The organism is Streptomyces sp. CB09001 (assembly GCF_003369795.1).
GTDB lineage: Bacteria > Actinomycetota > Actinomycetes > Streptomycetales > Streptomycetaceae > Streptomyces.
The window spans coordinates 5,562,948-5,584,268 of sequence record NZ_CP026730.1 but is presented as its reverse complement, the minus strand read 5'-3'; the positions used below and the strand labels follow the sequence as shown (position 1 = coordinate 5,584,268).

At 71.4% G+C, this 21,321-nt stretch carries 17 protein-coding genes; 4 read left to right on the top strand and 13 right to left on the bottom strand.

The window, feature by feature from the left end:
- Positions 1–37: 37 nt before the first annotated feature.
- The 3 genes from C4J65_RS26025 to C4J65_RS26015 all read right to left on the bottom strand — a co-directional run bounded on the left by C4J65_RS26025 (position 38) and on the right by C4J65_RS26015 (position 4,910).
- Entirely contained in the window at positions 38–796 is a 759-nt protein-coding gene (locus tag C4J65_RS26025; protein ID WP_115744569.1) for an NUDIX hydrolase, read from the bottom strand.
- A 198-nt stretch (positions 797–994) separates the two neighbouring features.
- On the bottom strand, positions 995–2,566 hold the full coding sequence (locus C4J65_RS26020) for a DUF4192 domain-containing protein (RefSeq protein ID WP_115744568.1): 1,572 nt from the start codon (positions 2,564–2,566) through the stop codon (positions 995–997).
- Between the two features lie 184 nt (positions 2,567–2,750).
- On the bottom strand, positions 2,751–4,910 hold the full coding sequence (locus C4J65_RS26015) for a DEAD/DEAH box helicase (RefSeq protein WP_115746629.1): 2,160 nt from the start codon (positions 4,908–4,910) through the stop codon (positions 2,751–2,753).
- A 289-nt stretch (positions 4,911–5,199) separates the two neighbouring features.
- Here C4J65_RS26015 and C4J65_RS26010 point away from each other — a divergent pair, with 289 nt between their 5' ends.
- Positions 5,200–5,814, top strand: a complete 615-nt coding sequence (locus C4J65_RS26010) for a hypothetical protein (RefSeq protein WP_115744567.1) — start codon at positions 5,200–5,202, stop codon at positions 5,812–5,814.
- 320 nt (positions 5,815–6,134) lie between these two features.
- Here the strand turns inward: C4J65_RS26010 and C4J65_RS26005 are convergent, their stop codons facing one another.
- From C4J65_RS26005 to C4J65_RS25995, 3 genes are all read right to left on the bottom strand, one after another.
- On the bottom strand, positions 6,135–6,776 hold the full coding sequence (locus C4J65_RS26005) for a hypothetical protein (protein ID WP_115744566.1): 642 nt from the start codon (positions 6,774–6,776) through the stop codon (positions 6,135–6,137).
- Between the two features lie 68 nt (positions 6,777–6,844).
- Entirely contained in the window at positions 6,845–7,546 is a 702-nt protein-coding gene (locus C4J65_RS26000) for a ribonuclease HII (protein WP_115744565.1), read from the bottom strand.
- An 82-nt stretch (positions 7,547–7,628) separates the two neighbouring features.
- A complete protein-coding gene (locus C4J65_RS25995) occupies positions 7,629–8,249 on the bottom strand; it encodes a TetR/AcrR family transcriptional regulator (protein ID WP_115744564.1) in 621 nt (206 codons plus the stop codon).
- Positions 8,250–8,436: 187 nt separating this feature from the next.
- Here C4J65_RS25995 and C4J65_RS25990 point away from each other — a divergent pair, with 187 nt between their 5' ends.
- Positions 8,437–9,984, top strand: a complete 1,548-nt coding sequence (locus C4J65_RS25990) for an MFS transporter (RefSeq protein WP_115744563.1) — start codon at positions 8,437–8,439, stop codon at positions 9,982–9,984.
- Between the two features lie 233 nt (positions 9,985–10,217).
- Here C4J65_RS25990 and C4J65_RS25985 read toward each other — a convergent pair whose 3' ends face one another.
- The 3 genes from C4J65_RS25985 to C4J65_RS25975 all read right to left on the bottom strand — a co-directional run bounded on the left by C4J65_RS25985 (position 10,218) and on the right by C4J65_RS25975 (position 12,518).
- The gene (locus tag C4J65_RS25985) at positions 10,218–11,126 is read right to left on the bottom strand and encodes an ADP-ribosylglycohydrolase family protein (protein ID WP_115744562.1); all 909 of its coding nucleotides are present in this window, start codon (positions 11,124–11,126) and stop codon (positions 10,218–10,220) included.
- 12 nt (positions 11,127–11,138) lie between these two features.
- Complete coding sequence (locus C4J65_RS25980; RefSeq protein ID WP_115744561.1) at positions 11,139–11,798, bottom strand: histidine phosphatase family protein; 660 nt, start codon at positions 11,796–11,798, stop codon at positions 11,139–11,141.
- 105 nt (positions 11,799–11,903) lie between these two features.
- Positions 11,904–12,518, bottom strand: coding sequence for a YdbC family protein (locus C4J65_RS25975; protein ID WP_115744560.1), 615 nt, complete (start codon positions 12,516–12,518; stop codon positions 11,904–11,906).
- A gap of 160 nt (positions 12,519–12,678) precedes the next feature.
- Between C4J65_RS25975 and C4J65_RS25970 the strand changes: the two genes are divergently transcribed.
- Entirely contained in the window at positions 12,679–13,212 is a 534-nt protein-coding gene (locus tag C4J65_RS25970) for a TerD family protein (RefSeq protein WP_205351063.1), read from the top strand.
- Between the two features lie 77 nt (positions 13,213–13,289).
- Here C4J65_RS25970 and C4J65_RS25965 read toward each other — a convergent pair whose 3' ends face one another.
- A complete protein-coding gene (locus tag C4J65_RS25965; protein WP_115744558.1) occupies positions 13,290–16,190 on the bottom strand; it encodes a vitamin B12-dependent ribonucleotide reductase in 2,901 nt (966 codons plus the stop codon).
- A gap of 168 nt (positions 16,191–16,358) precedes the next feature.
- Positions 16,359–16,907: a transcriptional regulator NrdR gene (nrdR, locus tag C4J65_RS25960; protein ID WP_115744557.1), complete on the bottom strand. Its 549-nt coding sequence runs from the start codon at positions 16,905–16,907 to the stop codon at positions 16,359–16,361.
- A gap of 585 nt (positions 16,908–17,492) precedes the next feature.
- Here nrdR and lexA point away from each other — a divergent pair.
- Positions 17,493–18,272 (top strand): transcriptional repressor LexA, encoded by a 780-nt coding sequence (gene lexA / locus C4J65_RS25955; RefSeq protein ID WP_003973219.1) that lies wholly within the window; start codon positions 17,493–17,495, stop codon positions 18,270–18,272.
- 134 nt (positions 18,273–18,406) lie between these two features.
- Here lexA and C4J65_RS25950 read toward each other — a convergent pair whose 3' ends face one another.
- Complete coding sequence (locus C4J65_RS25950) at positions 18,407–20,401, bottom strand: ATP-dependent DNA helicase (RefSeq protein WP_115744556.1); 1,995 nt, start codon at positions 20,399–20,401, stop codon at positions 18,407–18,409.
- A gap of 182 nt (positions 20,402–20,583) precedes the next feature.
- Positions 20,584–21,315, bottom strand: coding sequence for a GNAT family N-acetyltransferase (locus C4J65_RS25945; RefSeq protein ID WP_115744555.1), 732 nt, complete (start codon positions 21,313–21,315; stop codon positions 20,584–20,586).
- Positions 21,316–21,321 lie beyond the last annotated feature (6 nt).

Below are 21,321 nucleotides of genomic sequence, written 5' to 3'. Positions count from 1 at the left end.
TGATATCCGGTTTTTCGGGCATCGTCGGGACCCGGCGTCACACCTCGGGGCGGAGCATCGGCGGGTTGAGGAGGGTCGCGCCGCCCGCGCGGAAGAGCTGGGCGGGGCGGCCGCCCTGGCGGGTGGTCGTGCCGCCGGTGGGGACGAGGAAGCCCGGGGTGCCCGTCACCTTGCGGTGGAAGTTGCGGGGGTCGAGCGCCACGCTCCACACCGCCTCGTAGACCCGCCGAAGCTCGCCCACGGTGAACTCGGGCGGACAGAAGGCGGTGGCCAGGGACGAGTACTCGATCTTGGAACGGGCTCGCTCCACACCGTCCGTCAGGATCTGGGCGTGGTCGAAGGCGAGCGGCGCCACGGCCTCGTCGGCACGGCCGTAGCCGCTCCGTTCGAGCAGTTCCTCGACCGGCGCCCAGCGGGCGTTGCTGGCGTCGCCGCCCGCTCGCGGTGCGGGCAGGTCGGGGGCGAGCGCGAGGTGGGCGACACTGACCACCCGCATGCGGGGGTCGCGCTCGGGGTCGCCGTACGTCGCGAGCTGCTCCAGGTGGGCGCCGTTGTCCTGGGTCGGTGCGGCAGGGTCGTGGACGCACAGCCCGGTCTCCTCGACCAGCTCCCGCGCCGCCGCCTGCGCCAGGTCCTCGCCGGCCCGTACGAACCCGCCGGGGAGAGCCCAACGGCCCTGGAACGGCGGCTCTCCCCTGCGCACCGCCAGCGCGCACAGGGAGTGGCGACGCACGGTCAGCACGACCAGGTCCACAGTGACGGCGAAGGGCGGAAAGGCTGACGGGTCGTAGGGCATGCGGCGATCATAGTCGTCTGCCTGACGATAAACACTCCCTTCGCCAACCGCTTCGCCGCTGATCCACTTCCTCCCGACCTGCGCCTCCCCGCACGTCACTGCGCAAGGCGCGCATGTGCCGCACCGGGTCCCGCTCGCGCCATCGGCGAGACGGCCGACCGGCGGCATTCGCGTACGTCCAGGCCTCGGCCGTCCGTCTCAGGGGTGCTCCCTGCCCCCGTGACTCCGTCGCTCTCCCGTGCCCGCCCCCTCCGGCCGGGCATCCTCCCGGCCGGTGACCGGCTTCGCCGGAGCGTGGGGGCGGGTCCGGCCCGTGCGGGGGACCCCGGGGTGACCGGCCCCGGGGGCGGTGCGGGGAGGCACGGTCCCGGTGCCCGGCCGGTGGCCGCCCGCCCTCGTCCGGCGCCGTACGCCCGGGGGCGAGGCGGGGGAGCGCCTGCGGCGCCGACGCCCGGGCGGCGCGGCGGACGAGGGCAGGGCCGGCTCCCCTGCCACTTCCACGGCCGCACCGTGTCCGTCGCCGTCCGCGATGGTGTCACCCGCGCCGTGGCCGCCTTCCCTGCCCTCGCGCAGGCAGCGGCGGATCGACTCGGGGTCGAGGCCCTCGTTGCACGCCTGGTGCAGGAGCCGGGCGAAGAGGTAGTCGGGGTCCGCGCCGAGGGCCATGGCCAGTGCCTCCCGCGCCTCCAGTTCGTCACCGGTGGACCAGGCGACCCACCCCGCGAGGGTGAGGGGCGCGGCCGCGTGTTCGCCGTACGGTGCGACGCAGCGCCGGGCCAGGGCCCGCCAGAGGCGCATCGCGGGGGCCGCCTCGGCGCCCTCCATCCAGGCGGCGGCACGGTCACGCGTCGTGCGGTCCTGGAGTCCCAGGATCAATGCCGCCGCCTCGTCGTGCCCGAGCAGTTGATCGTCCCGCAGGTCCTCGGCCGGCACGCCGGACGCGGGAGGGGCCCCGGCGAGGCGTCGCATGATCCGTTCCGCCGTCTCCAGCGTCTCCTCGGCCACCTCCGCCCGGCCGCCGGCGTCGAGGATCCTGGAGACCACCCTCGTGGCGGCCGCGTCCAGGGCGGCCGCCTGTTCGGCCGCCGCCGCATGCTCCCGCGGAAGCAGCCTGACCCGCAGCTCGGTGAGCGAGCCGCGCACCTGGATGCCGGCGTAGGTGGCCGCCGCGGCCAGCACCGATGTACCCGGCAGTCCCACGGGGAGGCCGTCGGCAGGGCAGCAGGCCTCTTCGTCGCAGCAGTACGACCAGAAGCGCCCGCCGGAGATGCACAGGGCTTCGACGACGGGAATGTCGAGGGCGCCGCACTCGAGCCGGAGCTTCTGGGCCAGCGGCCGCAGCCGCTCCATCACCTCCCGGCCGGTCTCGCCCGGGCGGGGCTCCTGGCAGAGGTAGGCGACCATCTGCTCGGGCCGCACTCCTCGGCGTTCACTCCCGGTCACCAGTCCGTGGACCAGCTGTCCGGCCGCGGCCGCCCAGTCGTCCGGGCTCGCCGGGATGCCGAGCCGCGCGCGGCCGCCGAACCGGCCCCGGCCGTCCCTGTCGCGCAGGGCCGCCAGGACGATGCTGTCCTCGGGGCGGTACCCGAGCAGGTAGGGCAGGGCGTCCGCGAGCTCGGCGGGGGTGCGCAGGGTGACCTGGTGTTCGTCTGCGGGGCTCTCGGGCATGGCGCCGTCCGGGCGCTCCTGCTCCTGCTCCTGCTCCTGCTCCGCGGCTCGCGAGATGTCGCCGTTCTCGGAGGACCCAGTCGTTTCGCTGTGGTTCGTCATGACTGGACGATCTCGCGGATCGGAAAACTCCGCTTTGCCCTGTGGATAACTATCGGCAGGGACACGTCACCCCGGGGTGATCCCTGCCATCGGGGAAGCCCTCCGATCATCGGGAAACGCATCGACGTGCCGCCCACCCGGCCTCGACACGTGGCCGGCTGGGAGTCCCCGAGGGCCTGCCCCCCTATCCGGCCAGGGCCAGGACGAGCGGGAGCACCTCGTCGGCACCGGCCTGGCGCAGGAGGCGGGTGCCCACGGCCAGGGTCCAGCCGGAGTCGGTGAAGTCGTCGACGAGCAGGACCGGGCCGTCCGCGGCGGCCAACGCCGCGGCGAGCTCGCCGGGCACGGTGAACGACTCCGCCAGGGCACGCAGCCGCTGGGCGGAGTTGCTGCGGTGGCCGGCGTACTCGTCGGCGTGGGGGGTGTGGGCGAGGCTGCCCAGCAGCGGGAGCCTGCCGACCCGTGCCACTCCCTCGGCCAGTGAGGCGACCAGCTGGGGCCGGGTGCGGGAGGGCACGGCGACGACGCCCACGGGCCTCGCCACCGCGTCGGGAGAACCGGTGGCCCAGCCACCCGGTGACCGGGCCCAGTCGGCCAGCACCGTCACGACGGCGCGCAGCACGTCGTCCGGGACCGGACCGTCCGCCGCCTGCGCGGACAGGAGCGGCCGCAGACGGTTGCCCCAGCCGATGTCCGACAGCCTGCCCAGTGCCCGCCCGGTGAGGGCCTGCTGGCCTGCGGGAATGCGGCCCTTGAGGTCCATGCCCACCGCGGCGAGCCCGGTCGGCCACATCTTGCGCGGCTCGACCTCCACGCCCGGGCGGTCCAGCTCACCCGTCGCCGCCGCGAGGGCCGCGGAGGAGACGGCGGGGTCGAGCCAGGGTCCGGCGCAGATGTCGCAGCGACCGCACGGGGCCGCCTTCTCGTCGTCCAGCTGCCGCTGCAGGAACTCCATCCGGCACCGCGTGGTGGACACGTAGTCCCGCATGGCCTGCTGCTCCGCCTGCCGCTGCCGGGCCACCCAGGCGTACCGCTCCGCGTCGTACGTCCACGCTTGTCCCGTGGCGGTCCAGCCGCCCTTCACCCGCTTGACCGCGCCGTCCACGTCCAGGACCTTGAGCATGGTCTCCAGCCGCGAACGGCGAAGGTCCACCAGCGGCTCGAGCGCCGGGAGCGACAGGGGCCGCCCCGCCTCCGCCAGTACCGCCAGCGTGCGCCGGACCTGCTCCTCCGGCGGGAAGCCCACCGAGGCGAAGTACGCCCAGATCGCCTCGTCCTCCCGCCCCGGAAGCAGCAGGACGTCCGCATGGTCCACGCCGCGTCCCGCACGTCCCACCTGCTGGTAGTAGGCGATGGGGGACGAGGGCGACCCCACGTGCACGACGAAGCCCAGGTCGGGCTTGTCGAACCCCATGCCCAGCGCCGACGTCGCCACCAGTGCCTTCACCCGGTTCGCCAGCAGGTCCTCCTCCGCCTGCAACCGGTCGGCGTTCTCCGTCTTCCCCGTGTAGGAGGCCACCGGGTATCCGCGCTGCCGCAGGAACGCCGCGACCTCCTCCGCCGCGGCCACCGTCAGCGTGTAGATGATCCCGGAACCGGGCAGCTCCCCCAGCCGCTCCCCCAGCCAGGCCAGCCGGTGCGCCGCGTCCGGCAACACGAGCACACCCAGCCGGAGGCTCTCCCGGTCGAGCGGCCCCCGCAGGACCAGAGCGTCCCCGCCGCCCGTGCCCAACTGCTCCGCCACGTCGGCTGTGACCCGCGCGTTGGCGGTCGCGGTGGTGGCCAGCACCGGCACCCCGGCCGGCAGCTCGGCCAGCATCGTGCGCAGCCTGCGGTAGTCGGGGCGGAAGTCGTGGCCCCAGTCGGAGATGCAGTGCGCCTCGTCCACCACGAGCAGCCCCGTCGTGGCCGCGAGCTTCGGCAGTACCTGATCACGGAAGTCGACGGAATTGAGGCGCTCCGGGCTCACGAGGAGGACATCGGCCTCCCCCCGCTCGACCTCCCCGTAGATCGCTTCCCAGTCCTCCGGGTTTGCGGAGTTGATCGTGCGCGCCCGGATCCCTGCCCGCGCGGCCGCCTCGACCTGGTTGCGCATCAGCGCCAGCAGCGGCGAGATGATCACCGTGGGTCCCGCGCCGCGCCGGCGCAGCAGGGCGGTGGCGACGAAGTACACGGCCGATTTGCCCCAGCCGGTGCGCTGCACCACCAGGGCCCGCCGGTGTTCCTCCACCAGGGCCGCCACCGCCTGCCACTGATCCTCCCGCAGCCGTGCGGAGCCCTCACGGTCGCCGACGAGCTCGGCGAGGACGGCGTCGGCTTCGGTACGGAGTTCCACGTGGTCCATGCCCCCCATGCAACCCGATGGCACTGACAATCGGCGAATCCGGAGCGGGCCGTGGCGTGTGCCGTGCCCCATGCGTCGCCCGGCGGCACTCCGGGTAGGGATATAGAACGCACATCAGCCGATATGGGTCCTCGGTCTCAATTGCTCGTTGCCGCATCCAAGTTCGACAGGAAGAATTGAAGTCCGCTCCCCGCACGGCCCCTCCGTGACCCGGCAGGGCTTCGCTGTGGTGCGCGCTCCCCGAATCCGACCCTGCCCGCAGTGTGGGCGCGTAGCCGAAGGGAGGAACGTGACCTTCGGATTCGCTCCGTCCTCGGCGGCCTCGTTTTCGTCGTCCGCCGTTTCCGCCACTCGCATGCTCGAACCGGCGGAGTGGGCCGCCGCCGGAATCCCGCTGCTGCGCAATCCCCGCGAGGTCGTCACCGGGCTGCACTCACGGCACCGTCCCGAACCGGCGACGGCGGTCGTGGCCGTACTCGACCCGGACGAACGGCTGCGCGCCAGCGCCTCGTTCACCAGCCGCCGCTCCCCCGCCGACGGCTGGATGTTCCGCAACGCGCTGCTCTCCCAGCTGCGCCGTGTCATCCCGCACGACCTGCGGCGCCGCACTCCGGTGCGCACCGCCGTGCTGCTCTACTGCCGTGAGGGCGACGGGCGCTGGACGCAGGAGGACGGCGCGTGGATGTGGGGGCTGCGGGACGCGTGCACACTGCACGGGCTGCGCTGCGGCGCGTACATCACGCTGACCCGGGACGGCTGGCAGGTCCTCGGCGAGGGCCGCGGCGGGCGTCGGCCCAACGCGTCCTCGACGCCGGAGCCCTTCGCCACGGCGGAGTCGCCGCCACCGCCGCCACGCACCGGGGGCGTCGCCTCGGACGTGCTGCGCCGCGCCGCGGCCCGCTGAGCGCCGCGGGGCGGGCGGACTCGGCGAGGCCGCCACGACGGAGGCCACGACGGGCCGCAGTCCGGGCAGTTGCGCCCTTCGCCCGTGACCCGACCGGAGCCGGGCCCGTCGGGGCCGAGGTATCGGGAGCCCGGCAGCATCCGTACGGCGTCCGAGTCCCGGCGACCGGCACGGGCACCGGTTCCCCTCGTCGGGCCCCGGGCCGGTCGGGCGTCGGAGGCTTTCCGGGCACCCGGGCACGCTGAAGTCTCCACCGTGCCGGGGGCTCCGGCCGGGGCCCCCGTGTCACACCGGCGTCCGCCGCGCTCGGCGGAACGGGCTCAGACTCCCGCGCCCAGCACCGCGTTGATCCGCTGCGGATCACCACAGACGATCAGCAGGGCACCGGCCCGGGCGTGGGCCACGCTCAGGGCGGTGGCAGCGGCGGCCTCGGGGCCGCCGTTGAGCGCGACCACGACCACGGCCCGCGACGCCGCACGGTCGGCGACGGCGGCGTCGGTGTAGAAGACGTCGTCGCCCGCGTCGTGCTGCGCCCAGTAGGCGGCGTCGCCGAAGGACAGTTCGTGGGCCGCCCACGGGTGGAGTTCGCCGGTGGTGATCACCAGCACGTCACCGGGGGTACGACCCGAGTCCAGCAGCAGGTCCACGGCCTCTTCGGCGGCGTCGAGCGCGCCGTCGGGCGTGGCCGGGATCAACTGGATCTGCGGGGCGGCCGAGGTGGCTTCCGGGGCGGTCGGGGCAGCCGGACCCGAAGGTCCGGGTTTGGCCGCGGCCGCGTCACGCGACGCGCGTTGCGCCGGCGGTGCCGGCCGCACCGGGCCGGGACGGCCGGGGCGCGGCGGAGCCGCAGGACGGGGGCCGGGTACGGGGCGGGGGGTCGGCGCGGTGCGGCCACTGGCCGGAGTGGCGCGGGGACCCTGGGCCTTCTCGTGAATCTGAGGCTCCTCGGGAATGAGAGGCATGAGCTGATATTTATCAAACGTTGGTGCGGCTCGCGTCGGCGGGTGGCACATACCTGCGAGTGGGACCGTCAGAAATCGAATCCGAGCTGACCCTCGATTTCCGGAACGCTTCCCTCCACCCGGCTGCGGACCTTCTTGAGGTGCCGCCACTGGGGCAGCGCATCAAGATACGCCCACGACAACCGGTGGTGCGGGGTGGGGCCCCGCTCCTCCAGTGCGGTCTTGTGCACGGGCGACGGATACCCGGCGTTGTCCGCAAAACCGAAGTCTGCATGGTCGACACCCAGTTCGGCCATCATTTTGTCGCGCTGGACCTTGGCCAGCACCGAGGCCGCCGCGACGGCGACGCAGGACTGATCGCCCTTGATCACCGTGCGAACCCGCCAAGGAGTCCCGAGATAGTCGTGCTTGCCGTCGAGGATGACGGCGTCGGGACGGACGGGCAGGGTCTCCAGGGCTCGCACCGCCGCCAGTCGCAGCGCGGCGGTCATCCCGAGCGCGTCGATCTCCTCCGGAGAGGCGTGCCCCAGGGCGTAGGACGTGACCCAGGTCCGCAGCTCCACCTCGAGTTCGGTGCGTCGCTTGATGGTGAGCAGCTTGGAGTCGGTCAGGCCGACCGGGGGGCGGCGCAGTCCGGTGATCGCGGCACAGACGGTGACGGGACCGGCCCACGCACCGCGGCCCACCTCGTCGACACCGGCAATGATCTTCGCTCCGGTCGTGGCGCGAAGGGAGCGCTCGACGGTGTGAGTAGGTGGTTCGTACGGCATGGCGCCCCTAGCGTACGCCGCTGCGATCCCCGGGCGACACCCCGGTCGCCCGGAACGGGAGCGCTCTCCCCGCCGGCCGGAGTCAGGGGCTGTCGGGCCGCAGCAGCGGCACCATCAACTGGTCGATCATTTCCTCGAGCTCGCGATCCGTCCATTCACTTGCACAAATCTTCGAGCGGTACATCATCATCGCCGGGATGGCATCGCAGACGTATCCGTTGGCCGCGTCGCGCCGGACCTCTCCCCGCTCAATTCCGCGCTCGATGACCTCGCACAGCATCTTGAGGGTCGGCTCGACCACGCCCTTGATGATCACCGCATGGAAGCGCTCGGCCTGCATGGTGTCGCATTCGTGAATCACGGAGCGCAGCGCGAATCCGGGCCGGGAGAACATCGCGTCGCGCGCCCTGCGGCACAGCTCCAGCAGGTCCTCGCGCACACTGCCGCGGTCGGGGACCGTGTCGAAGTCCGGCAGCCCGGACCGCAGCGCATCCGCGACGAGGTCTTCCTTGGAGGGCCAGCGTCGGTAGACGGCGGCCTTGCCGGTCTGCGCGCCCGCGGCCACCCCCTCCATCGTCAGGCCGTTCCAGCCGACGGTGCCGAGTTGGTCCAGCGCGGCCTCGAGGATCGCGCGCTCCAGAACCGCACCACGCCGGCGGGAGGACGTCCGGGCGGAGGCGGACGCCCAGTGCGAAGCAACCATGTCGGAGGTCTCCAGAAAGCGGTGAAAACGGGTATTCGGGGATAAGGCACGCATCGCGCGGCCGCGACGGGGGACCGGACGCGCGACGACACGACAAGTGAACGGTTGCGTTCACTGTCTCCGAGTCACTAACGTTGAAGCAACAGTGAACGCGAGCGTTCACTAAATCGTCCGTGGGGGACACATAGTGACAACCTCTTCTCTGCTCAAAGACCAGAAGCCGGGAGCGGCCCGCCGGGAGGGACATCCCGGCATCGCACTCGCCGTCATCGCGGCCTGCCAACTCATGGTCGTACTCGACGCGACGATTGTGAACATCGCGCTCCCGCACATTCAGAACGCGCTCGAGTTCAGCACCACCGACCTCACCTGGGTCGTCAGCGCCTACACGCTCACCTTCGGCGGCCTGCTGCTGCTGGGCGGCCGAGCCGGTGACATCCTCGGCAGGCGCCGGGTCTTCATGACCGGCATCCTCCTGTTCACCTTCGCGTCGCTGCTCGGCGGCTTCGCCCAGGAACCCTGGCAGCTGCTGGCCGCGCGCGTCCTGCAGGGCATGGGAGGCGCCATCGCCTCGCCCACATCGCTGGCCCTCATCACCACCACCTTCCCCGAGGGGCCGGAACGCAACCGGGCCTTCGGTGTCTTCGCCGCCGTCTCCGCCGGTGGCGGTGCCATCGGCCTGCTGGCGGGCGGCATGCTCACCGAATGGCTCGACTGGCGCTGGGTGCTCTTCGTCAACGTGCCGATCGGCGTACTGATCGCCGTGCTCGCGCCGCTCTACATCAGCGAGTCCGAACGGCACTCCGGCCGCTTCGACATCGCCGGGGCGGTCACCTCGACGGCGGGCATGGCATCTCTCGTCTACGGCTTCATCCGGGCCGCGGACGAGGGCTGGCGGGACAACCTGACCATCGGCTCCTTCGCGGCCGCCGCGGTCCTGCTGGTGGCCTTCGTCCTCATCGAGCAGCGCGCCAAGGAACCGATCACCCCGCTGAAGATGTTCGCCGACCGTAACCGCTCCGGCACGTACGTGATCATGCTGAGCCTGGCCGCGGCGATGTTCGGCATGTTCTTCTACATCGTGCTGTTCGTGCAGAACGTGCTCGGCTACACCCCGATCGAAGCCGGTCTGGCCTTCCTTCCGGTCACGGTCGTGATCGCGCTCGGCGCCGGACTGTCGCAGCGCTTCCTGCCCGTGTTCGGCCCCAAGCCGTTCATGATCGCGGGCTCGGCGCTCGCCGCGCTCGGGCTCGGCTGGCAGGCCCTCATCAGCTCCGACAGCTCGTATGTCGGCGGAATCCTGGGACCGATGCTGATCTTCGGCTTCGGCATGGGGCTGAACTTCGTCACGCTGACGCTGACCGCGGTCTCCGGCGTCGCCCAGCACGAGGCGGGCGCGGCGTCGGGCCTGCTCAACGCGATGCAGCAGGTGGGCGGATCGATCGGTCTCGCCATCCTGACCACGGTCTTCGGCACGGCCAGCAGGGACGAGGCGGAGAAGCAGGTACCGAATTTCCTCACCAACGGTTCGCCGGAGCAGAAGGCGGAGTTCGCCCAGACGCACCAGCTGCCCGCGCCCTGGTCGCACGAGGTGCTGGCACAGGGCATCTCGGCCGCCTTCATCCCGGCCGCGGTCATGGCCGTACTCGCCCTGGCCACGGCCTGGCTGGTGATACGCGTACGCAAGAGCGACCTGGACGCTCTGTCCGGCACGGCCGGGCCGGGTATGGGCTGACACCCCCGCACCGCGGGCGCTCGAAGTCGCCGCCCCGCTCGGCCCACCGAGCGGGGCGGCAAAGAGCACGACGGACAGCAGCGCGACGAACACCGACAGCGCCCCCACGTCCCACCCCCATGACCTTCCTGACCTGCCCGGGGACCGTGCCCCGCACAGCGGTTGTCATGACAACGCGCAGCCGGTCACGCAGAGTTCCCTCCGCATACGGAGAGTTTCCGCAGAGGGCCCTGTCAGGCCGCCGTCGTCATCCAGGCGGGCAGCGCCTCGACCCGGTCCGCCCACTCGGCCGGGGGCGCCCCCGCCTCGCCGGCCGCGGCGATCACCCCGCCCACGATGGCGCAGGTGGTGTCCACATCGCCGCCGACCTGGGCGGTGGTCCAGAACGCGGTCTCGTAGTCCCGCAGGGCGCGCGCCGCGGACCACAGGGCGAAGGGGACCGTGTCATGGGCGGTCGTACGCCGCCCGCAACCCAGGACCGCCGCCACCGTGGCCGCGTCGCCGTAGTCCAGCATGTCCCGGGCGCGTCGCAACCCCGCGCCCACCGCGCTCTTCGGAACGAGCGCGATCACCCCGTCGAGGAGCGTGTGCGCGGAGGGCGGGCCGGCCGGATCGGCGGCCAGCGCCGCGGCCGCCGCGACGGCCATGGCGCCGACCACCGCCTCACGGTGCTGGTGTGTCGGGTAGGCAGAGATCTCCGCCTGGTGGGTCGCCTGTTCCGGATCGTCCGCGTACCAGGCGCCGAGCGGGGCGATGCGCATGGCGGCGCCGTTGCCCCAGGAGCCCTGACCGTTGAACAGCGCCGCGGCCAGCTCACGCCAGTCGCCGCCTTCGCGGACCAGCCGCAGCAGCCGGTTGACCGCGGGCCCGTATCCCCGGTCGAAGTCGTGGTGGTGGGCGAAGGAGTGCGCCAGGGCGTCCTGGTCGATGCGGTGGTGGGCGGCCAGGACGGAGACGACGGAACAGGCCATCTCCGTGTCGTCCGTCCACTGCCAGGTACCGGGCGGCAGCTCGCGGCGCCCCAGCAGCGGGTAGTTCGCGGGAACGAAGAACTGCGAGCCCAGCGCGTCCCCCACCGAAAGTCCGCGCAGGCTGGAGAGGGCGCGGTCCAGGCGCCCGTCAGAAGAAGAACGAATGGTCATCGCCCTGCCACTCTATCCCGTGATCCCGTACGGTTCCGGATCTCGCCAGCGTTCGAAGGGCCGGTCAAGGGTGTATTTGCCGTCCTCACCGAGAACGAGCATCCGCATCTCGGCGTTCCCTGGGTTGGACAGCGACTCGAACTCCGCGACCGTCCAGTGGAACCACCTCATGCAGAACAGCCGCATGGCGAGCCCGTGGGTCACCAGGAGCACGTTCGGGGGATGGTCGGGGTCCTCGAAGCTGCGGAACAGGCTCTCCAGGAAGTTGCCGACGCGGTCGTACACGTCCGCGCCGGACTCGCCCTGGGCGAAGCGGTAGAAGAAGTGCCCGTAGGCGTCGCGGTAGGCCTTCTGCAGGCGCACGTCGTCGCGGTCCTGCCAGTTGCCCCAGTCCTGCTCCCGGAGCCGGGGCTCCTCACGTATCCGTATGAGGTCCGGGTCGAGGTGGAAGGCGCGGAGCGTCTCGTGGGTGCGGCGGTACGGGGAGACGTACACGCTGATCCGCTCGCTGCCGAACACCTCGCGCAGCCCTTTGCCGGTCTCCTCTGCCTGCGCCCGGCCCCGGTCGGTGAGGGCGAGCGCGTGGTCGGGTTCGCGCTCGTACACGGTGTCATCGACGTTGCCGGTCGACTCGCCGTGCCGGACAAGAACGATGCGCCGTGGTCGTGCCATGCCAGAACCCTAGATCGAGACGGGCGGAACCAAGCACCCGTACGGGCCCCGTACGGCGTACGTCACACGGTTTCCACACCTGGAAGAGGTACACGGGTCCGGACATCAGACGGTCCAGGAAGGTTCCAGCTGCACGATGTCGCCCGTCAGCGCCGCGATGTCGGCCTCCGTCTGGGCGCGCAGGGCGAGCCGCTCCACCCGCTCGGTGCGGTACTTCCCGTGTTCGGCGGCCGACAGCCACATGGACAGCACGAGGTACTCGTTGTACCCCTTCCCCGGGGCCTCTCCGAACAGGCCGCGGATCAGGCCCGGCGAGCCGGCCATCGCCGGGTTCCAGATCTTCTCCTGCATGAGGACGTAGTGCTCCGACCGCTCCTCGTGGACCCGGCACAGCGCCACCCGCAGCAGGTCGGCGTCGGTGAAGCGCGGCTCGAACCCGGTCTTCACGTCGAAGCGGTAGTCGAAGAGCCTGACCTGGGCGTCCTTGAAGGTGCCCACCTGGGCCGAGGCCAGCCTGTCGTGGGAGCGGGCCATGAAGGAGTCGTAGAAGGCACGGCTCTCCCAGAAGGCGAAGACGTGCGCCACGTCCGGTCGCCCCCGGCTCCAGCCACCCCCCTGTCCCCGAAAACCCGGCTCCCCCGGAAGCCCCGCCCACTTCCGCTGCCCCCGTTCGAAACCGCGGCGGTCCACCACGGTGCAGCGAATCCACTTGACCAGCACCGCGCCATGGTAAGGCCAGGGAACCCGGCGCCGGCCGCTCTCCGCGGGACCGCTTGCCCGCACCGCCGCCCCGGTGCGTGGCAGGATGGACAACCGGCCGCCACCGCCCGGCAGTTCTGGTGGCCCGGGCGGGGCGGGGGGACCTGGGAAGGGGAAGTCTGTGAACGGCCTCAGCAAGGGCGTGGGCAAGGTCGAGGTCGCGCTGCGGTGGGACCCGAGTCCGGCGGGAGAGCCAGCCACCGATCTGGACCTCGTCGCCGGGACCTACCCGGCCGGTGACCCGTACGGGACCCCGGTCTATGTGGTGCACTTCGACAGCCGCTCGCCGGACGGCACGATCTACCTCAACCGGGACAGCAAGGACGGCAAGGGCTTCGGTTTCGACGAGGTCATGACCCTGGAGCTGGAGCGGCTCGACGCCCGGTACGCGCGCGTGGTGGTGGGCGTCGCCATCCAGCAGCACACCGAGGACCGGACCTTCCGCGACGTGGCCAACCCGGGCCTGCGCATCCGCGAGGGCTACACGGACCTGGCCGCGGAGGACTTCGCCGGCGTTCCGGCCGCCACCGCGGCGACGGTCGCGGAGTTCGTCCGGGACGAGACGGGGGCGTGGGAGTTCCGCCCCGGCGTGCACGGATTCGAGGGCGAGCCCGCGACGTTCACCCGGGTGATGGGCGCGGCGCGGCGGCCCTGACGGTGCTGGTGCATGAGTAAGGGGCGCCCGCCATGGCGGGCGCCCCTTACTCATGGGCGACTACGAGCGACTACGCGTCAGCTGCAACCGCTGGTCGAGCCGCAGCCCTCGCAGATGTAGCAGGAGCCGGCGCGCTGCATCTTCGTGCCGCAGGAGAAGCACAGCGGGGCGTCGGCCTGGATGCCCAGCTGCATCTCCACCAGCTCGGCGCTGGTGTGCGCCTGCTGCGGAGCGGGCTTGGCGGCCTCGGCCTCGGCCTTCGGCGTGGCGACGGCCACCAGCTCCTGGGCGCGGGGCGCCGACTGGGCCAGGCCCTCGACGTCCAGTTCGTCGTCGGACGGCTCGTACGACCCGGTCTCCAGGTGGCGCTGACGCTCCTCGGCGGAGTGGATGCCGAGCGCTGAGCGCGTCTCGAAGGGCAGGAAGTCCAGCGCCAGGCGGCGGAAGATGTAGTCGACGATCGACTGCGCCATCCGCACGTCGGGGTCGTCCGTCATGCCGGCCGGCTCGAAGCGCATGTTGGTGAACTTCGAGACGTACGTCTCCAGCGGCACGCCGTACTGGAGGCCGACGGAGACCGCGATGGAGAAGGCGTCCATCATGCCCGCGAGGGTCGAGCCCTGCTTGGACATCTTCAGGAAGACCTCGCCGAGACCGTCGTCCGGGTAGGAGTTGGCGGTCATGTAGCCCTCGGCGCCGCCGACGGTGAAGGACGTGGTGATGCCGGGACGTCCCTTCGGGAGGCGCTTGCGGACCGGGCGGTACTCGACGACCTTCTCGACCGTCTCGCGGATGGCCGCCTCGGTCTTCTCGGTGATCTCCGCCTTCTCGTCCTTGACGGACTTGGTCTTGGCGGAGAGGGGCTGGCCGACCTTGCAGTTGTCGCGGTAGATGGCGAGCGCCTTGACGCCCATCTTCCATGCCTCGAAGTAGACCTCCTCGACGTCCTCGACGGTCGCCGACTCCGGCAGGTTGACCGTCTTGGAGAGGGCGCCGGAGATCCACGGCTGGATGGCGGCCATCATGCGGACGTGGCCCATCGCGGAGATGGAGCGCTCGCCCATCGCGCAGTCGAACACCTCGTAGTGCTCGTGCTTGAGACCGGGGGCGTCGATCACGTTGCCGTTCTCGGCGATGTGGGCGACGATCGCCTCGATCTGCTCCTCCTGGTAGCCCAGGCGGCGCAGGGCCTGCGGGACGGTGCCGTTGACGATCTGCATCGAGCCGCCGCCGACCAGCTTCTTGAACTTGACCAGGGCGAGGTCGGGCTCGAGGCCGGTGGTGTCGCAGGACATCGCGAGACCGATGGTGCCGGTCGGGGCGATGACGGACGCCTGGGAGTTGCGGAAGCCGTTCTTCTCGCCGAGGCGCAGCACGTCCTGCCAGGCCTCGGTGGCGGCGGCCCAGATCGGCGTGTCGAGGTCGTCCATGCGGACGGCCTTCGCGTTCTCGTCGGAGTGCTGCTTCATGACCCGCAGGTGCGGCTTCGCGTTGCGGGCGTAGCCGTCGTACGGGCCGACGATCGCGGCGAGTTCGGCGGAGCGCCGGTACGACGTGCCGGTCATCAGGGAGGTGATGGAACCGGCGAGGGCGCGGCCGCCGTCGGAGTCGTAGGCGTGGCCGGTCGCCATCAGCAGGGCGCCGAGGTTGGCGTAGCCGATGCCGAGCTGGCGGAAGGCGCGGGTGTTCTCGCCGATCTTCTGGGTCGGGAAGTCCGCGAAGCAGATGGAGATGTCCATCGCGGTGATGACCAGCTCGACGACCTTGGAGAAGCGCTCGGCGTCGAAGGACTGGTGGCCCTGGCCGTCGTCCTTCAGGAACTTCATCAGGTTCAGCGAGGCGAGGTTGCAGGACGTGTTGTCCAGGTGCATGTACTCGCTGCACGGGTTCGAGCCGTTGATGCGGCCGGACTCCGGGCACGTGTGCCACTGGTTGATGGTGTCGTCGTACTGGATGCCCGGGTCGGCACACGCCCAGGCGGCCTCGGCCATCTTGCGGAAGAGCGCCTTGGCGTCGACCTCCTCGATGACCTCGCCGGTCATGCGGGAGGTCAGGCCGAACTTGCCGCCGTCCTGCACGGCCTTCATGAACGTGTCGTTCACGCGGACCGAGTTGTTGGCGTTCTGGTACTGGACGGACGTGATGTCGTCGCCGCCCAGGTCCATGTCGAAGCCCGCGTCGCGCAGGGCGCGGATCTTCTCCTCTTCCTTGACCTTGGTCTGGATGAAGTCCTCGATGTCGGGGTGGTCGACGTCGAGGATGACCATCTTGGCCGCGCGGCGGGTGGCGCCACCGGACTTGATCGTGCCGGCGGAGGCGTCGGCGCCGCGCATGAAGGAGACCGGTCCCGAGGCGTTGCCGCCGGAGGAGAGCAGTTCCTTGGAGGAGCGGATCCGGGAGAGGTTCAGGCCGGCGCCCGAGCCGCCCTTGAAGATCATGCCCTCTTCCTTGTACCAGTCGAGGATCGACTCCATGGAGTCGTCGACGGACAGGATGAAGCAGGCGGAGACCTGCTGCGGCTGGGGCGTGCCGACGTTGAACCACACCGGGCTGTTGAAGCTGAAGATCTGGTGCAGGAGGGCGTAGGCCAGCTCGTGCTCGAAGATCTCGGCGTCGGCGGGCGAGGCGAAGTACTTGTTGTCCTCGCCGGCCTTCCGGTACGTCTTCACGATGCGGTCGATGAGCTGCTTCAGGCTCACCTCGCGCTGCGGGGTGCCCACGGCGCCCCGGAAGTACTTGCTGGTGACGATGTTGACCGCGTTCACCGACCAGAACTCGGGGAACTCGACGCCACGCTGCTCGAAGTTGACCGAGCCGTCGCGCCAGTTGGTCATGACGACGTCACGACGCTCCCAGGCCACCTCGTCGTAGGGGTGGACGCCGGGAGTGGTGTGGACGCGCTCGACGCGGAGTCCCTTGCCCGCCTTGGTGCCCTTGGCGCGGGAACTCCGTGCCGGACCGCTCGCCGTCTCTGTCATGCCGCCTCCCTGTACGGGCGAAAACGCCCTGAAGTGCCCCGATTGTTCCCGTGGGCACGGTGTTCTGTCTGGTGTTGCGGGCATCTCTCGCACCGCCCGCAACAGGTCTTTCTCGCTCGCCGCCGTCCGGCCGGGCCCGGGCGCCGAAGTCCGGGTCCGGCCCGCCGATCAGTCGGCGGCGCCTGCGGGCTCGGGGACCTGTCCTGCCCCCGTGGGCCCGCGGTCGTTCTCCTGGCTCCCCGCGCCTGCGTCGTCGTCTTCGCCGGGGGGCCCCGTCGTCTCCCTCAGTTCCGCGATCGCGGCCTCGAAGTCCTCGAGCGAGCCGAACGCCCGGTAGACGGAGGCGAATCGCAGATAGGCGACGAGGTCGAGCTCCTGCAACGGTCCGAGGATGGCCAGCCCCACGTCGTGGGTGGTCAGCTCGGCGCTTCCGGTGGCCCGCACCGCCTCCTCGACCCGCTGGCCGAGCTGGGCGAGCGCGTCCTCGGTGACGGGCCGGCCCTGACAGGCCTTGCGCACACCGTTGATCACCTTGGTGCGGCTGAACGGTTCGGTGACCCCGGACCGCTTCACCACCATGAGCGAACACGTCTCCACGGTCGTGAACCGACGGGAGCAGTCAGGGCACTGGCGGCGCCTGCGGATCGACGTGCCGTCGTCGGTCGTACGGCTGTCGACGACACGGCTGTCGGGGTGCCTGCAGAAGGGGCAGTGCATGGACTCCGAACCCTCCTCACAGCAGAATCAACAACCTCGAAAGGCCCTTCAGGCCCCTCGAAGCAGCCCCCAGCATAGGCGATCGCGGCGGGCTCGAAGACCCGGGGGACCACAACTTGTGGGCTGCTGATGCAATCCAACCACTAGATGTGGGGATTGGCCCATACAAACACGCCCTGCACGCGTGTCGCGCCTGTGCGTGCGCGGCCGCCCGCGCCGCGTCACGTACGCCCCGGCCGTGGCCCGGGCGTGTGGCGACCGTGTCGCGGCCGTGTCGCCCGGGGGCATGCGGAGATACCGTGGGCACCGCGGGGAGGGGACGTGGGACTACCGCAACAGATGGGAGACCCGCCCCGCCGAACGGAATGCCGGATGGCAGACTGGGGCGACATCGCAGAGGTTGTCACCACGGCGGTGAAGAGTACAGCAATGAGCCCTTTTGTCCGCGAGGCACCACGGTAGCCATACACCCAGACATGCAATACGAGCGAGCGATTCGCGTTTTTTCACTCGAACGTGTGTTTGGCGCAACCTTTCGAAAGCTACTACCGTTGTGCAGCAGGGAGACCATCGAGAGGGGCCGACGTGACCACCACCGCCGACAGTGCCACCATCACTGCCCAGGAACGCCCCCAGGGCCGACCTGAGCCGGTGCACGCGATGAGCGACGCCGCGAATCCCGAGGGGCACAAGCGCTCCCTGCCAGGACGACCTCCCGGCATCCGGGCGGACAGCTCGGGGCTCACCGACCGCCAGCGCCGGGTGATCGAGGTCATCCGCGACTCCGTGCAGCGGCGCGGGTACCCGCCGTCGATGCGGGAGATCGGCCAGGCCGTCGGCCTCTCCAGCACGTCGTCGGTGGCGCACCAGCTGATGGCACTGGAGCGCAAGGGCTTCCTGCGCCGGGACCCGCACCGCCCGCGCGCCTACGAGGTGCGCGGCTCCGACCAGGCCGCCTCGGTGCAGCCCACGGACACCGCCGGAAAGCCGGCCGCCTCGTACGTCCCGCTGGTCGGCCGTATCGCCGCCGGTGGCCCGATCCTGGCCGAGGAGTCCGTCGAGGACGTCTTCCCGCTCCCCCGGCAGCTGGTCGGCGACGGCGAGCTGTTCGTCCTGAAGGTCGTCGGCGACTCGATGATCGAGGCCGCGATCTGCGACGGCGACTGGGTCACGGTCCGCCGCCAGCCGGTCGCGGAGAACGGCGACATCGTGGCCGCGATGCTCGACGGCGAGGCCACCGTCAAGCGCTTCAAGCGCGAGGACGGCCACGTCTGGCTCCTCCCGCACAACTCGGCGTACGAGCCGATTCCCGGTGACGACGCGACCATCCTCGGCAAGGTGGTGGCCGTACTGCGTCGCGTCTGAGCGCCACGGCGGGCGGGTACGCGTGACAGCGCCCCGCCGACCCGACCGGGCCCCGGGACCTCTGCGCCGGTTCCGGGGCCCAGCGCTGTCCGGGGACCGGTGGTACCGGGCGCCGCCCGGCACGACGGCCGCGCTCAGTCGCCCTCGGCCTGCCCGGCGCCCTCGGTCTGCCTGGCCTTGGCGTCGATCGCGGCGAGCGACTTGCGGACCTGGTTGCGGTCCGTGGTGAACCAGAAGTCGGGCAGGGACGCCTTCAGGTAGCTGCCGTAGCGGGCCGTCGCCAGCCGCTGGTCCAGTACGGCGACCACCCCACGGTCGCCCGACGCGCGGACCAGCCTGCCCGCGCCCTGGGCCATGAGCAGCGCGGCGTGGGTGGCGGCGACCGCCATGAAGCCGTTGCCCCCGGCCTCCTCCACCGCCTTCTGGCGGGCGCTCATCAAAGGGTCGTCCGGACGCGGGAACGGGATCTTGTCCATGACGACCAGCTGGCAGCTGGGCCCGGGCACATCGACGCCCTGCCACAGGGACAGGGTGCCGAAGAGGCAGGTCCGCGGGTCGGCCGCGAAGTTCTTGATCAGCTCGCCGAGGGTCTCCTCGCCCTGGAGCAGGATCGGGTACTCCGGGATCCGCGAGCGCAGCTCCTCGGCGGCCAGCTGGGCCGCGCGCATCGAGGAGAACAGCCCCAGTGTGCGGCCGCCCGCCGCCTGGATCAGGTCGGTCAGCTCGTCGAGCATGTCGCCGCGGTCGCCGTCCCGGGCGGGGCGGGCCAGGTGCTTGGCGACGTAGAGGATGCCCTGCTTGCGGTAGTCGAAGGGCGAGCCGACGTCGACGCCCTTCCACTGGGGCACGTCGTCGCCCTCGGTGCCCTCGGGGGCGAGGCCGAGGGATGCCCCGACGCCGTTGAAGTCGCCGCCCAGCTTCAGGGTCGCGGAGGTCAGGACCACCGAGCGGTCGGTGAAGAGCTTCTCCCGCAGCAGCCCGGAGACGGACATCGGAGCAACCCGCAGCGAGGCCCCGAACCGGTCGTGGCGCTCGTACCAGACGACGTCCCACTCGGAGCCGTTCGTGATCCGCTCCGCCACGTCGTGCACGGATTCCACGGAGGCCAGCGCCTGCTTGCGGACCGCGTCCTCGTCCTGCACGGACTTGTCGCGGGTGGTCCCGATCGCCGAGATGACCGTGCGGCAGGCGTCCCGCAAGGCCATCAGGGCGTAGCCGAGGTCCTCCGGGATCTCCTCGAGACGGCCCGGCAGCGCCAGTTCCATCAGCCGCTCGAACCCCTCCGCGGCCGTCTGGAGCTGGTCGGCGGCCTTCTCGTTCGCCAGCTTCGCGGCACGCCGTACCGCACGGTTGACCTGGCCGGGGGTCAGCTCGCCGGTGGCGACCCCGGTGACCCGGGAGACCAGCTCGTGCGCCTCGTCGACGATCAGCACCTCGTGCTGCGGCAGGACGGGCGCGCCCTCGATGGCGTCGATCGCGAGCAGCGCGTGGTTGGTGACGACGACCTCGGCGAGCTTGGCCCGCTCACGGGCCGTCTCGGCGAAGCACTCGGCGCCGTAGGCGCACTTCGAGGCGCCCAGGCACTCCCGGGAGGACACGGACACCTGCGCCCAGGCGCGGTCGGAGACGCCCGGCGTGAGGTCGTCGCGGTCGCCGGTCTCGGTCTCGTCCGCCCAGTCGCGCATCCGCAGCAGGTCCTGGCCCAGTTTGCTGGTGGGGGCGGCGGCCTCGAACTGGTCGAAGAGGCCCTCCTCCTCGTCCTGCGGCACGCCCTCGTGCAGCCGGTGCAGGCACAGGTAGTTCGACCGGCCCTTGAGCATCGCGAACTCCGGGCGGCGGCGCAGCTGGGGGTGGAGTGCGTCGACCGTGCGGGGCAGGTCCCGCTCGACCAGCTGACGCTGCAGGGCCAGGGTCGCCGTGGCCACGACCACTCGCTCCCCGTGCGCCAGCGCGGGCACCAGGTACCCCAGCGACTTTCCGGTGCCGGTGCCGGCCTGGACCAGCAGATGGGAGCCGCCGTCGATGGCTTCCTCGACGGCTTCGGCCATGGCCACCTGGCCGGGACGCTCCGTGCCGCCGACCGCGGTGACGGCGGCGTGCAGGAGTTCGGGGAGTGAGGGCTTCGTCATAGCCCGACCACCCTACGGCCCGGGACTGACAAACGGGTCCGCAAGGCGGGTGCGAGCGGCGTGAGTGACCGTGGGGACAGGCGGGGCAAGGGTGGCTCCTGGGCGGCGGGCGGGACGACAGAGGCAGCGGGTGGGACGCCGGAGACGGCGGGTGGGACGCCGGAGACGACGGGCTGCGCGCTTCACGGCGAAGGTTCCGGCGCCTCCCGTGCGCGGATCATGAGGACGGCGCGCTTGGCGGGCAGGTCCACCTCCCCCATCGGCCGGAACCCGGCGCCGAGGAACGCCGCGACAGACGGCCTGTTGCGGACGTCGGGTTCCGCGAGCACCCGCGTGCAGGCGGGGCGGCCCGCGAGGACGAGGTCGGCGACGGCCCTGATCAGCTCGGTTCCGAGGCCCCGCCCGCGGTCGGCGCCGTCGCCGATCAGCAGGTGGACGCCGGTGTCGTGGGGGCGGACCGGGCAGTACCGGGCCAGCTGATCGAGGTCGGCGCGGTAGATCTCCCAGTAACTCATCGGCACCCCGTCCAGCATCCCGACGCACGGGACGCTGCGCCCGTCGCCGGTCAGCTGGGCCCGCAGGTGGTCGGCGGTCACGCTCTGCGGTCCGGTCAGCTCCCAGTACGCCGCGACGGCGGGGTCGTTCATCCAGCGGGCGATGAGCGCGAGGTCCCGTTCCAGGTCGACGGGGACCAGGTGGAAGGCTCCGGCGGGGGTGTCGCTCGGCCCCCAGTCGGCGATGCCGTCGAGGAGGTCCTCATGCGCGCGCAGACCCTCATGCGCGCGCAGACCCTCACGCTCGGGTGCCGTAGCCGCGTCCGTGGCGTCGTTCGCCGCCGTCCGGAAGAGGGCGACGAACTCCTCGGGCAGGTGCAGGTCCAGGGTGTCGTCGGCGCTCGCGTCGGTGGAATGCACGGTGTC